At 45.7% G+C, this 13744-nt stretch carries 11 protein-coding genes; 9 read left to right on the forward strand and 2 right to left on the reverse strand.

Going from position 1 to position 13744, the window contains the following annotated elements; all coding sequences use genetic code 11:
• Positions 1 to 789, forward strand: coding sequence for an alpha/beta fold hydrolase (locus ABDW33_RS01950; protein ID WP_343688387.1), 789 nt, complete (start codon positions 1 to 3; stop codon positions 787 to 789).
• Positions 790 to 904: 115 nt separating this feature from the next.
• On the opposite strand, the gene ABDW33_RS01955 is transcribed toward ABDW33_RS01950, so the two are convergent.
• Positions 905 to 1813 carry an LD-carboxypeptidase gene (locus ABDW33_RS01955; RefSeq protein WP_343688388.1) on the reverse strand — a complete coding sequence of 303 codons (909 nt, stop codon included), beginning with the start codon at positions 1811 to 1813 and terminating at the stop codon, positions 905 to 907.
• Positions 1814 to 1953: 140 nt separating this feature from the next.
• On the opposite strand from ABDW33_RS01955, the gene metG reads away from it, so the two are divergent.
• The 7 genes from metG to lpxB all read left to right on the forward strand — a co-directional run bounded on the left by metG (position 1954) and on the right by lpxB (position 10743).
• Positions 1954 to 4026, forward strand: a complete 2073-nt coding sequence (metG, locus tag ABDW33_RS01960; RefSeq protein ID WP_343688712.1) for a methionine--tRNA ligase — start codon at positions 1954 to 1956, stop codon at positions 4024 to 4026.
• 112 nt (positions 4027 to 4138) lie between these two features.
• Positions 4139 to 6538: a 3-hydroxyacyl-CoA dehydrogenase NAD-binding domain-containing protein gene (locus ABDW33_RS01965; RefSeq protein ID WP_343688389.1), complete on the forward strand. Its 2400-nt coding sequence runs from the start codon at positions 4139 to 4141 to the stop codon at positions 6536 to 6538.
• A 16-nt stretch (positions 6539 to 6554) separates the two neighbouring features.
• Positions 6555 to 7442 carry an ATP-binding cassette domain-containing protein gene (locus tag ABDW33_RS01970; RefSeq protein WP_343688390.1) on the forward strand — a complete coding sequence of 296 codons (888 nt, stop codon included), beginning with the start codon at positions 6555 to 6557 and terminating at the stop codon, positions 7440 to 7442.
• Positions 7443 to 7446: 4 nt separating this feature from the next.
• On the forward strand, positions 7447 to 8226 hold the full coding sequence (locus ABDW33_RS01975; RefSeq protein WP_343688391.1) for an ABC transporter permease: 780 nt from the start codon (positions 7447 to 7449) through the stop codon (positions 8224 to 8226).
• Between the two features lie 94 nt (positions 8227 to 8320).
• Entirely contained in the window at positions 8321 to 9094 is a 774-nt protein-coding gene (gene surE, locus ABDW33_RS01980) for a 5'/3'-nucleotidase SurE (protein WP_343688392.1), read from the forward strand.
• 48 nt (positions 9095 to 9142) lie between these two features.
• On the forward strand, positions 9143 to 9448 hold the full coding sequence (locus ABDW33_RS01985; protein WP_343688393.1) for a hypothetical protein: 306 nt from the start codon (positions 9143 to 9145) through the stop codon (positions 9446 to 9448).
• A gap of 185 nt (positions 9449 to 9633) precedes the next feature.
• A complete protein-coding gene (gene lpxB, locus ABDW33_RS01990; protein WP_343688394.1) occupies positions 9634 to 10743 on the forward strand; it encodes a lipid-A-disaccharide synthase in 1110 nt (369 codons plus the stop codon).
• Between the two features lie 83 nt (positions 10744 to 10826).
• Here lpxB and ABDW33_RS01995 read toward each other — a convergent pair whose 3' ends face one another.
• The gene (locus ABDW33_RS01995; RefSeq protein ID WP_343688395.1) at positions 10827 to 11054 is read right to left on the reverse strand and encodes a DUF6728 family protein; all 228 of its coding nucleotides are present in this window, start codon (positions 11052 to 11054) and stop codon (positions 10827 to 10829) included.
• A 160-nt stretch (positions 11055 to 11214) separates the two neighbouring features.
• Here ABDW33_RS01995 and ABDW33_RS02000 point away from each other — a divergent pair, with 160 nt between their 5' ends.
• Positions 11215 to 13743, forward strand: coding sequence for a glycoside hydrolase family 2 protein (locus ABDW33_RS02000; RefSeq protein WP_343688396.1), 2529 nt, complete (start codon positions 11215 to 11217; stop codon positions 13741 to 13743).
• Position 13744 lies beyond the last annotated feature (1 nt).

Genomic DNA, 13744 nt, shown 5'->3' on the forward strand with positions numbered 1-13744 from the left:
ATGTTTCGAAAGGTATTAACCTGGATGTTGGTGGTGTATGTGTTGACAGGAGCGCTCCTGTATTTTTTTCAAAAGAAACTGATTTTTCATCCTACCGTACTGGCGGCAGATTATGCTTACCGGTATGATGTTCCTTTCCAGGAAATGAATGTCCGGGTGAATGATAAAACCACTATTAATGCAGTGCTTTTTAAGGCTACGCAGCCCAGGGGGATCGTGGTTTATTTTCATGGAAATGCACGGAATATTTCAAACTACGCCTATGTGAGTAAATACTTTACCAAACATGGGTATGAGGTATTGATGATGGATTATCCGGGATTTGGAAAGAGCACAGGTCCGCTGACTGAAGAAGAGTTGTATGCAGATGCCTTGCAGATGTACCAGGTGGCAAGAACCCGTTTTTCGCCGGATAGTATTATCATTTATGGCCGGTCGCTGGGTACAGGCGTTGCTGCGCAGTTGGCCAGTGTAAGGGATTGTAAGCGACTGGTGCTGGAAGCGCCGTACTACAATCTGACAGATATGGCGATGCGAATGGCGCCGATCTATCCATATGGGTTTATGCTGAATTTTAAGTTTCCGACTAATGAATATTTGCCTAAGGTGACTGCGCCGATTACTATTATTCATGGTACGGATGACAGGACGGTGCCGTATACTTCAGGGTTGAAGTTGAAGGAGTTTTTTAAGAAAGGGGATAGTTTTATTACTATTTCAGGAGCGGGGCATAATAATTTGAAGGAGTATCCGCTATTTGGTGAAACGGTGGAAGAACTGGTGAAATAAGTTTTTAAAATAAATGGCAAAAAAATAGCTCACACCTTTGGTGTGAGCTATTTTTTTGCGGCTTTGGCCTGCGGCCTGCTGGAAATGCAGCCGAATACTACATGTATTTTATATCTTAAGAGCGTTCAATGAGTTTACAGGTCTTTTCCCCGATCTGTAAATCATGCGCGACCCCCAGTTTCAGCGTATAATTCTCATGGGTGTGTCCTACCGGAAAACCATAAGCCACCGGGTAGTCATAATCCTTGACAATATTCTGTATAATCTCGTATTCATTTTGTCCAAAAGGTGTCGCTGTTTCCTGTGCGTCCGTGAATGTACCGACTACCAGTCCAGCCAGTTTATCCAGCCAGCCTGCTCTTTTCAGGTTATACATCATACCATCCACCCTGTACCGGTATTCCCCCACATCTTCCAGCACGAGGATCTTGCCCTTGGTATCAGGTTGAGAAACAGTGCCTGACAGATTAGCCAGTAGTGTAAGATTGCCGCCAATGAGCTGTCCGGATGCTTTACCAGTGCGGTTCAGATCGTTGGGGGCGAAGCTATATCTGTAACTTTTCCCCCTCAGGGCCTGTTTTAGGCTATCCACATACACACTATCCACGGTTTCGGCGCGGATACCGCTACACATCACGGAATGAAGGGTAGGAATGCCGAATTGCTTATTGATATGCCCATGCAGTGCGGTAACATCGCTGTAACCACAGATCCATTTAGGATGCTTGCGGAACTTCTTAAAATCCAGTTTATCGAGCAGGCAAATCATTCCATAGCCACCACGGCCAAAGATGATGGCCTTGATTTCAGGATCATCCAGCATATCCTGTAATTCTTCCAGCCTCAGCTCATCAGGCGCCGAAAAGTTGTGAAAACTGGTGCCTACTGTGATTCCCAGGTGTACGCGGTACCCCCAGGAAGTGAGTATACCAGCTGCATATTCTGCCGCCTGCAAGTCCATTTTACTACTACTACAAGTGACGCCTATCAGGTCACCTTTTTTCAGATATGGAGGAATTTTCATTGTTCTACGCTTTAAGTTACCTTTGCAACCTGCGAATGATGAATTCGCGAGACAAGCCCCACTTTTTTGCTGGGAGTTTAACAGGGCTAAGTTGATAAATACTTTTCGCTCTTCCAAAGGATAAAACAGATTTCAAGATTATTTCAGTTAACATGGCAAAATTTAACAGATATCTAATCACGGCTGCCCTGCCTTATGCCAACGGACCGGTACATATTGGTCACCTGGCGGGTTGTTACCTACCTGCTGATATCTATGTGCGCTACCTGCGTGCAAAGAAGGCAGACGTTAAATTCATTGGGGGCACCGATGAGCATGGAGTTCCCATTCTGATCAAAGCTCTGAAAGAGGGTGTAACGCCACAGGATATTGTGGACAAGTATCATAAGATCATTTCTGACAGCCTGTCTGATATGGGTATCTCTTTCGATATCTTTTCCCGTACCACCAAACAGATCCATCATGAAACTGCGGCGGCTTTCTTCAAAAAGATGTACGACGATGGCCTGTTTGAAGAAAAGGAGACTGAACAATTCTATGACGAGATAGCCAAGGTGTTCCTGGCTGACAGATATATCGTAGGTACCTGCCCTAAATGTGGTAACCCTGGTGCTTATGGTGACCAGTGTGAGCGTTGTGGTACCAGCCTTAGCCCGGATGACCTTATTTCACCCCGGTCTACCCTGAGTGATGCGGTGCCTGTGAAGAAGAAGACTAAGCATTGGTACATGCCCCTCCAGAACTATGAACCGTTCCTGAAGGAGTGGTTGCTGGAAGGTCATAAGGAATGGAAGAACAATGTGTATGGTCAGTGTAAGAGCTGGCTGGACAGTGGGTTGCATAGCCGTGCTATGACCCGCGACAGTGAGTGGGGTATTAAAGTGCCCCTGCCGGATGCTGAAGGTAAGGTGTTGTACGTGTGGTTTGATGCCCCGATCGGGTATATTTCTGCTACCAAGGAACTGACTCCGAACTGGGATGATTACTGGTGTAAAGAGGATACCAAGCTGGTTCACTTTATCGGGAAAGATAATATCGTATTCCACTGTATTATATTCCCATCGATGCTGAAGGCACATGGTGGTTTTGTATTGCCTGAGAATGTACCTGCGAATGAGTTCCTGAATATTGAGGGGGATAAGATCTCTACTTCCCGTAACTGGGCGGTATGGGTGCATGATTATGTGAAGGATTTCCCGGGCCAGGAAGATAGCATGCGGTATGTATTGTGTGCGACTGCACCGGAGACGAAGGATAATGACTTTTCATGGAAGGATTTCCAGACCCGCAACAACAGTGAGCTAACTGATATCTTTAGCAACTTTGTGCATCGCTCTTTAGTGCTGGTGCACAAGTACAGCAATGGTAAAGTGCCTCCTTTCCATATGGATGTAAAGGATGAGACAGATGATAAATTGCTGGGTGATTTGTTGGAGTCCAAGAAGAAGATTGAAGATTCACTGGAAAACTATCGCTTCAGGGAAGCGCTGGCAGAGGTGATCAACGTGGCACGTAGTGGTAACGTTTATCTGCAGGGTAAAGCTCCATGGACACTGGCAAAGAACCAGGAAGCTAATCAGAAACTGATTGACAACTGTTTGCATTTATGTTTACAGCTGACTGCAAACCTGGCTATTTTGTCCAATCCATTTATGCCTGGTACTGCTAAAAAGATCTGCCACATGCTGAAAGTGGTGGACCGTATGCTGGAATGGGAAAATGCCGGTAGTCTGAAACTGGTAAATACAGGTTATCCAATGCGTGAACCGGAATACCTGTTTACAAAAATAGAAGACGCAAAAATCCAGGAACAAGTGGAAAAATTACACGCTGGCTTATTAAAACCAGTTGAAGCAGCACCAGCTCCCGAAGCGGCGCCAGTAAAAGAAGATATACAATATGACGATTTCGCCAAACTGGACCTGCGCGTAGGTACCATCGTAGAAGCAGAAAAAGTGAAGAAAGCAGATAAACTGCTGAAATTACTGGTAGATATCGGTACCGAAAAACGTACCGTGGTTTCCGGTATAGCCCTGCATTATACACCGGAAGAGATCATTGGCAAGCAGGTCACCCTGGTGGCTAACCTGGCTCCCCGTAAAATGAAGGGAATCGATAGCCAGGGCATGATCCTGATGGCGGAAGATGCCACCGGCAAGCTGGTATTTGTAAATCCGGATGTACCCACTGCACCGGGAAGTGAAGTGAGATAACAGGCTAATATGTAAAAAGATAGATACCCTCCGGCGATACACCGGAGGGTTTTTTATGCGTGATATCCGCATAATATCCTATATTCATTTACCGATAAAAATTACGCGTTCTATGAAAAGACACATCCATAAAGTGGCCGTTTTAGGTTCTGGCGTGATGGGTTCCCGTATCGCAGCTCATTTTGCCGGGATAGGCGTACAGGTATTATTGCTGGATATTGCCCCCAAAGAACTCAATGATGCAGAAAAGGCCAAAGGTTTGTCCCTCGATAGCAAGGCGGTCAAAAACCGTATTGTTAACGACGCCCTGCAATCCACGTTAAAATCGAATCCGTCCCCGGTGTATACGAAGGAGGTTGTAAAACTGATCCGTACGGGGAATTTCACTGACGACATGTCACAGATTGCCAATGTAGACTGGATCATTGAAGTAGTGGTAGAGAACCTGGACGTGAAGAAATCCGTTTTTGAGCAGGTGGAGAAATTCCGGAAACCAGGTACATTGATTACCTCCAATACTTCCGGTATTCCTATTCACCTGATGGCGGAAGGCAGAAGTGAAGATTTCCGGAAACATTTCTGCGGCACTCACTTTTTTAACCCGCCCCGTTACCTGCGGTTATTAGAAATCATTCCAACTCCACATACAGATCCTGCTATCATCAGTTTCCTGATGGAATACGGAGACCTGTACCTGGGTAAAACCACGGTGCTCTGTAAGGACACACCTGCATTTATTGCCAACAGGGTAGGGGTTTTCTCTATTATGGCCATCTTCCACATTATGCAGGAGATGAACCTGAACATTGATGAAATAGATACCCTCACTGGTCCGGTGATTGGCAGGCCCAAATCTGCTACTTTCCGTACGGCTGATGTGGTGGGCATTGATACCCTGGTGAAAGTAGCAAAAGGTGTGAAGGAGAATTGTCCGGATGATGAAGCTATTGACATCTTTGTCATTCCGCCATTCCTTGAAAAGGTGGTGGAAAACAAGTGGCTGGGTGATAAAACAGGACAGGGCTTTTACAAAAAGACGAAAGGTGAAGGGGGCAAGGAAATCCTGACCCTGAACCTGCAGACGATGGAATATGGCCCTAAACAGCGGCCTAAGTTTGCCAGCCTGGAAGCTGCCAAACCCGTAGAAGACCTGAAGCAACGGCTACGTATGCTGGCAGCGGCTACTGATAAGGCAGGGCAGTTTTACCAGCAGTTCCATGCATTGTTGTTTGCGTATATCTCCAATCGCATTCCGGAAATAGCAGATGACCTTTACAAAGTAGATGATGCCATGAAAGCAGGCTTTGGCTGGGAGATCGGGGCCTTCGAAACCTGGGACCTGCTGGGTGTAGAAAAGACAGTGCAGGCCATGGGTGAGAAAGGTATGAAAGTGGCAAAGTGGGTAAAAGATATGCTGGCCAAAGGCATCAAACATTTCTACAAAGTAGAAAACGGTAAGAAATACTACTATGATATTGCCACCCAGGATTATAAATTATTACCCGGGGCAGAAACCTTCATTATACTCGAGAATCTTTCCGGCAACGTCGTGTGGAAAAACAGTGCCTGTACCCTGTATGATGTTGGCGATGGCATTGTCACCCTGGATTGGAAAACCAAGATGAATACCATCGGTGGGGAAGTACTGGAGGGCGTGAATAAAGCGATTGATCGTGCAGAAAAAGATTATCGCGGACTGATTTTAGCCAATGAAGGCGCTAACTTCTCTGCAGGTGCCAATGTCGGTATGATCTTCATGCTGGCGGCAGAGCAGGAATATGATGAGCTGGATATGGCGGTAAGACTCTTCCAGAAAACAACCATGCGGTTGCGGTATTCTTCTATCCCTACTATCGTGGCGCCACATGCGTTGACGTTAGGTGGTGGTTGTGAAATGTGTCTGCATGCTGACAAGGTGCAGGCCGCCGCTGAATCTTACATTGGCCTGGTAGAACTGGGTGTTGGACTGATCCCGGGAGGGGGTGGTACCAAAGAGATGACAGTAAGGGCCAGTGATGAATTTAAAGAAGGCCGGATTGAAGAAGAACCCCTGAAAGATCGTTTTATGGCGATTGCAATGGCGAAGGTAAGTACTTCCGGTAAGGAAGCTTTTGACCTTGGCATCCTGAGAGCGGGGCATGATGAAATTACCATGAACCAATCCAGGTTGATTGCAGACGCAAAACGTAGTATCTTACAAATTGCAGAAGAAGGATATACCCGTCCTGTAGAAAGAAAAGATATTAAAGTGCTGGGACGAGGCGCCTTAGGCATGTTGCTGACAGGTATACATAGCATGCGGTTCGGTAATTATATCTCTGACCATGATGCGAAAATAGCAGGTAAGCTGGCCTACGTCATGTGTGGAGGAGACCTCACAGAGGCCAGCATCGTTAGCGAACAGTACCTGCTGGACCTGGAGAGAGAGGCATTTTTGAGCCTGGCTGGTGAAAGAAAGACCCTGGAAAGATTGCAAAGTGTGATCAAAACCGGCAAACCCATACGGAATTAGCGTACCATTTTAACTTATGTCAATACTTACACTCCGGAACATTTCAAAAAGATATGGTTCCCTGCAAGCACTCCGCGAGGTCTCTTTTGAGGTACCTCGCGGCAGTGTTTTTGGTATCCTTGGCCCCAATGGAAGTGGTAAAACCACTTTACTGGGTATTGTGACAGATGTATTGAAGGCAGATACCGGGGACTTTACCCTTTTTGACCAGTTACCCACCGCAGCCCAAAGGCGACAGATCGGCACCTTGCTGGAGACGCCCAACTTCTACCATTACCTGTCAGGGTATAAAAACCTGCAGATTACAGCAGCCGTTAAACGCCGCGACGAAAAAGACATTGCCCGGGTGCTGGAGATTGCGGGGTTAACCGCCCGGCAGCATGCCGCTTTTAAGACCTATTCCCTGGGTATGAAACAGCGGTTAGCCATTGCTAATACCTTGCTGGGGGATCCTGATGTCCTGATCCTGGATGAACCTTCCAACGGCCTGGACCCTGCGGGGATCGCGGAAGTCAGGGCGCTGATCAAACAGCTGGCACAATCAGGTAAAACTATTATCATGGCCAGCCACCTGCTGGATGAGGTAGAAAAAGTATGTACCCATGTGGCGGTGTTGCAAAAAGGGAAGTTGCTGACCTCTGGACCTGTCAATACGGTGATGGTGCGGGAAGATTTTGTGGAGTTGGGCAGCAAGGATATGAGTGGACTGGAGACGATCATCAGGCAGCACCCTTTATTTGGCAACCTGGCGGCTGCTGATGGCGTATTGCAGGTGTTTTTCACGGGTACTGTGGAACCCGGAGAGCTGAACAGCTGGCTGGCAGGAAACGGTATCTGGCTGAATCACTTACAGGTAAGAAGGAAGAGCCTGGAATCAGCTTTCCTTGAAATGACACAAAACTAAAGTTATGCTGAACATAATTAGAATAGAATGGCTGAAGGTGAAGAACTACAGAACATTCTGGATCTTACTGATACTGGCTGTCGTCGTGATCCCCGCTTCCAATATGATCGTGGCGGATGTGGTAGGTCGTATCCCCAAGCAGGCAACAGATCTGCTGGGCAGGAATTTTTATGACTATCCGGTTGCCTGGCAGACGGTCGCGAATGTAAATAGTTTCACTTCCATCATTTTCGGGTTGCTGCTGGTGACACTGGTAACCAACGAGTTTACGTACAAAACCCACCGCCAGCAGATCATTGATGGCTGGGAACGGATGGACCTGGTATTGTCCAAGATCTTTTGGGTGGTTGTGCTGGCGCTGACCGCACTGGTCGTATCTTTTATTACTGCCATTGCATTTGGGACGGTATATAGCAAATCTTCCTTTAGTTTTGAGGGGGTACAGTTCCTGTTTTTCTATTTTCTGCAGGTACTGGTGTCTTTATCGATTGCCCTGATGCTGGGTATGTTTGTAAAGCGGTCCGGACTGGCAACGGTTCTTTACCTGGGGTATGCCATGATCTTTGAACAGCTGCTCAGCGTGGGATTGAAGCATTCTGTAGGGGTGATCGGCGGGTTGCTGCCTTTGCAGGCGGGGGATGAGTTACTGCCATTCCCGGTGGTAGATAGAGTGCTTCCGTCCAGCTCAGATTATAGTCATGGGGTGTACGAGCTCACAATAATCCTGTACATCGCGCTGTTTATAGGATTGACGTGCCGGAGAATGCTGAAGGTGGATTATTAAAAGAATTTAACATTCTTTGGCCCTGGAATATATTTAAGAATATTAAATTTGTTGTCGGAAGGCAATGAATATTAAGCTTTAAAAAATTAATAACGTGAAGGGAAAAGCGGAAAAGATCATTTTAGTGACAAATGACGATGGGGTTACGGCTCCGGGTATCAAGGCATTGATTGAGGCGGTAAGGCCTTTGGGGAAAGTAGTGGTGGTAGCGCCGGATAGCCCGCAGTCAGGGAAGGGGCATGCGATTACAATCGGGGTGCCGCTGAGATTGGATCCGGTGGATATTTTTGAGGGAATAGAGGCATGGCAATGTTCCGGTACGCCGGTAGATTGTGTAAAGCTGGCGAGGGACAAGATCCTCCATGGTTTACCTGATCTGTGTGTGAGTGGTATCAATCATGGTGCGAACCATTCCATTAATGTAATTTATTCAGGCACCATGTCTGCTGCCATGGAGGCAGCGATCGAAGGGGTGCCGTCAGTAGGATTTTCTTATTTGGATTATAGTTTTGAGGCCGATTTCAGTTTATGTAAGGAAGTGGCTCATTCCGTAGCGAAGCAGATGCTGGAAACAAATTTGCCGGGAGGAACGTTGTTTAATGTAAACATTCCTATTGTGGCGGCGGCAGATTTCAAAGGTGTGAAAGTGTGCAGACAGGCAGATGCGAAATATGTAGAGACTTTTGATGAGAGAAGGGACCCGAGAGGGAAGAAGTATTATTGGCTTACGGGAGAGTTTACTAACAGAGATAACGGAGACGATACAGATGTGTGGGCATTGGCGAACCAATATGCATCGCTGGTGCCTGTTCAGTTTGATCTGACGGATTATAAAATGAAAAAGGAATTAGAGAAAGTCTGGAAATAAGAATTAGCGCAAGAAAACCCTTATCACCGCACATTATAACAGTTATTTATGTTTAGAAAAGATAATCTTCCTTTGGGCATTATACTGGGTGTTTTTACTCCGGTAATCGCCTTTTTCCTGTACTATATATTCTTTGTGATGATGCCGAGGCATATCAGCCTGGGTGAATTTTTCACATTGCTCAGCGACAACAAGCAGATGCAGCCTAAGCTGATCAGCATTTGTTTGTTGCTGAATGGGGTAGTGTTTTATTTGTATACAAGGGTCAGGAGGGATGTAACGGCGAAGGGGATTTTTCTGATGACGATGTTGTATGCGATTGTGATTATCTTATTGAAGATCATGCACGGTTAAGCGCTTTTGAATGTAGTATAAAAGAACGGTTTCGTCAGACGGCGAAACCGTTCTCTTTTTTGGGCGGCTGTGGCAGCAGGGGGCTAAATAAGGGAAAACTGCAACCTGGCACCCGGCAGGACGTGAGATCAGTGCAAGAAGAACTTTTGTGTACTATATTTGCCACTGGCTGATTTAATGAAAAAATGAAATATTACATAATAGCAGGCGAGGCATCTGGTGACCTCCATGGCAGCAATCTGATCAAACAGTTAAAAGAGAAAGACACACAGGCGGATATCCGCTGCTGGGGGGGCGATCTGATGGCACAAGCGGGGGGAACTGTTGTGAAGCATTACAAGGATCTTGCTTTCATGGGCTTCATAGAGGTGGTGATGAACCTGCGTACGGTATTGCGGAATATGGATTGGTGTAAGCAGGATATCGTTGCTTATCAGCCAGATGTATTGGTATTGATTGATTATGCTGGTTTCAACCTGCGTATTGCCGAATGGGCAAAGCCATTGGGCTATAAGATCGTATTTTATATTTCTCCGCAGGTATGGGCCTGGAAAGAGAACCGTGTAAAGAAAATAAAGAAATCTGTTGATAGGATGCTTTGCATCCTGCCATTTGAGCAGGACTTTTACAACAAGTGGGCGTATCCTGTGGAATATGTGGGCCACCCACTGGTAGAAGTGGTAAAAGCTGCTAAAGATGCACCGGCCGCGCCGGCCATTGCAGATAAACCGATCATTGCGATCCTGCCAGGGAGCCGCAGGCAGGAAGTGAGTGTGAAGTTGCCGATTATGCTGACGATGGCGAAACATTTCCCTCAATATCAGTTTGTGGTGGCACAGGCGCCCAGCCTGGATGATGCTTTTATGCAGGGGCTCACAGGAGCACACCCGAATGTATCTACCGTAAAGAATCAAACCTATACCTTGCTGCGGCAGGCGAAAGCTGCATTAGTGACTTCGGGTACTGCTACACTGGAAACAGCATTGTTCGGTGTACCTGAAGTGGTATGCTATAAAGGAAGTGCCGTCTCGTATTTTTTTGCTAAGCGGCTGATCAAGGTAAAATATATTTCACTGGTAAATCTTGTCATGGATAAGCCGGTTGTAAAAGAGTTAATTCAGCATGACCTGACAGAAGCGAACCTGCTCAGGGAGTTGACATTATTGCTGGAGGATGCTGCTACCCGTCAGCGGATAACAGAAGATTATAGCCAGCTGTGGACAAAACTGGGAGAGAAGAAGGCGAGTAGCCGGGCAGCAGAGGTGATAGTGGAAGAAGCGATGCGCGGAAAGTGATGTCAGCGCAGTGTGCAGGGAATAATTCCTGTGCAGGGAATGCGGTGACAAATGTACCGGGCAATAGCGCTGAAATAAGCACTTTAGCGATGGTGCCTGAAAAATATCATCTTGATCGCGAATACAATTAATGCAAGCAGGAAAACAAGGATAGAAATCCGGTTCATGCCGTGCATGGCTTTTACGCTCACCGTATTCGGCGAGCTTTCGTCTTTTTTACCAATGTAGAGGTAACGGAGTATTTGTTGCCATATGCTTTTCATAGCATAAAGATACAGGAATTGACCTGCGGCAGCAAGAAAGCGTTTCATTTTTGGCTGACAACCTGATAGGCAGGTTTATACTACGATCATTAAGAAGAATTACTTTGACTATTACCTTGCTTACGGGATTTTAATTTTGACAATGACTATTTCTTTTTAGTCAGCAACAAACAACGGAAAATTCAATCAACAATAATCAATTAACAGCATGAGACGTTATGCGAATATTGCCTGTCTGTGTTTGTTTACAGCCACGGCAGGTGCACAGTCTTTCCACACATTTTCATTACACAAAGACTGGCAATTTGCAAGTACTGACGACACTATCTGGCGAACTGCCACTGTGCCTGGTACTATACACACTGACCTGATGGCTCACCATCTCATTCCTGATCCCTATGTTGGTATGAATGAAAAGTCGGTACAATGGGTGGATAAAAAAGACTGGCAATACAGCACTCATTTTAGTGTAACGAAAGACATGTTGCAATGTGACTGGATCGCCCTTACTTTTGAAGGTCTTGATACCTATGCTGATATCTACCTGAACGGGGATTCCATTGCCAGCAGTGCCAACATGTTTGTACCACTTAAAACGCAGATCAAACAAAAAGTAAAGGAAGGCAACAACACGTTACGGCTTGTATTCCATAGTCCCATCAAACATGATATGCACTACTTTTTGCAGGATGACGTTGTCTATCCTGCAGGCAATGATGCGAGCGATATTCCATTAAGTGTATACGCCCGGAAGGCGCCCTATCATTACGGTTGGGACTGGGGACCAAGATTAGTTACAGCGGGCATCTGGCGTTCTGTACATATTGAATACGGGAAGAAAGTAAGTATTGAAGATGTTTATTTACATCAGCAACAACTGAGTGATCAATCGGCTACAGTGCAGGCAATAGTTAAGCTTAATACGTTTGTCCAAAAGAAATATACACTCAGGGTAGAAAGTCCTGACAGGCTGTTCGCAGCTATTACAAAAACGTATGAAGGCGACAGCACTGCTGCTACTATCACTATTCCCCATCCACAGCGCTGGTGGCCAAATGGTTTAGGTAATCCTTGTTTATACAAAGTAAATGTATCACTTTACGATGGCAAAGAATTACTGCAATCAAAAGAATATAACATCGGGCTTCGCACGATAGAAGTAGTGAATGAACCAGACAGTATGGGGGTAAGTTTCTATGTAAAGGTAAATGGGCGGCCTGTATTTATGAAAGGTGCAGACTTTATTCCATTGGATAATTTTCTGCCCCGGGTGACGACAGAAAGGTATGAAAAGCTCTTTGCTGACATACGGGTATCTCACTTCAATATGGTTCGGGTATGGGGTGGTGGAATCTATGAAGATGATCGTTTTTACGACCTGGCAGATAAAAATGGTATACTGGTTTGGCAGGATCTGCTCTTTGCCTGTTCCACTTATCCTACGTCAAAGATCCTGAAAAATGTAGCGGCAGAACTGGCGGCGAATGTAACCCGTCTTCGTAATCATCCTGCGCTTGCACTGTGGTGTGGTAATAATGAAATAGGGGTAGCGATCGATCATTGGGGCTGGAAAGCAGGTTATGGTTATACAGCGCAGCAGTGGGCAGATATGAAAGCCGGTTATGATGAACTCTTCAAAGTACAGATTCCGAAAATATTACAGCAATACGATGCCGACAGGTTTTATTTCCCGTCATCACCTATCAGCAACTGGGGTACTAAAAAAGATTTTACCATTGGTGATAATCACTACTGGGGAGTATGGCATGGTATGGAATGGTTCGAAGCATTTGAAGAACGTGTGCCCAGGTTTATGAGTGAATATGGTTTCCAGTCTTTCCCCGATATTCAGACAGTAAAGAGATTTACATCAGAAAAGGAAAGAGATATTTATTCACCTGTGATGCTGTCTCATCAAAAGAGTCTCAGCAGGGGAAATGCGGCTATTAAGACTTACTTATTGCATTATTATAAGGAGCCAAAAGATTTCGAATCTTTCCTGTATGTGAATCATGTGTTGCAGGCAGAAGGCATGAAGATGGGGATTGAAGCACATCGCAGGGCGATGCCTTTCTGTATGGGCACATTGTACTGGCAACTGGATGATTGCTGGCCGGGGCCGTCCTGGTCATCCATTGACTATTATGGTCGCTGGAAAGCCATGCAGTACTTTGTACAGAAAGCTTATACACCGGTATTGGTGAGCAATATCGTAAAAAATGGTAACTTAAAGACCTATATCATTTCTGATGAGATAAAAGATCAGCCGGGCAAACTTGAGATGCAATTAATGGATTTTGCCGGTAAGGTACTATGGAATAAAACGCTGGATGTAAAGGTTGCCGGCAACAGGAGTATGGTCGCCCATGAGATAGCGCTGCATACTATTTTACAACCAGCAGATACCGGAAAGGTAATATTGTACACGAAAGTGGTAAATGGCAATAAGCTCCTGAGTGAGAATGTTTATTATTTTGCTACAACCAAAGATCTGATATTACCGGATCCGGAGATAGAGATTTCCTATCCGGCATTTGATACCACGGCCACAGGAATTGTAATAACAGCAAAGAAGTTGGCGAAAAACGTATACCTGCAATATGATGATCCGGAAGTGCAATGCAGTGATAATTATTTTGACCTGTTGCCTGGGCAGACAAGGCAGATTTGGTTCAACCGGAACGTACCACGGGAAAAAATAAAGGTTATAAGTCTTAGAGATACATTTAAAAATTAAT

This window comes from Chitinophaga sp., assembly GCF_039596155.1.
GTDB lineage: Bacteria > Bacteroidota > Bacteroidia > Chitinophagales > Chitinophagaceae > Chitinophaga.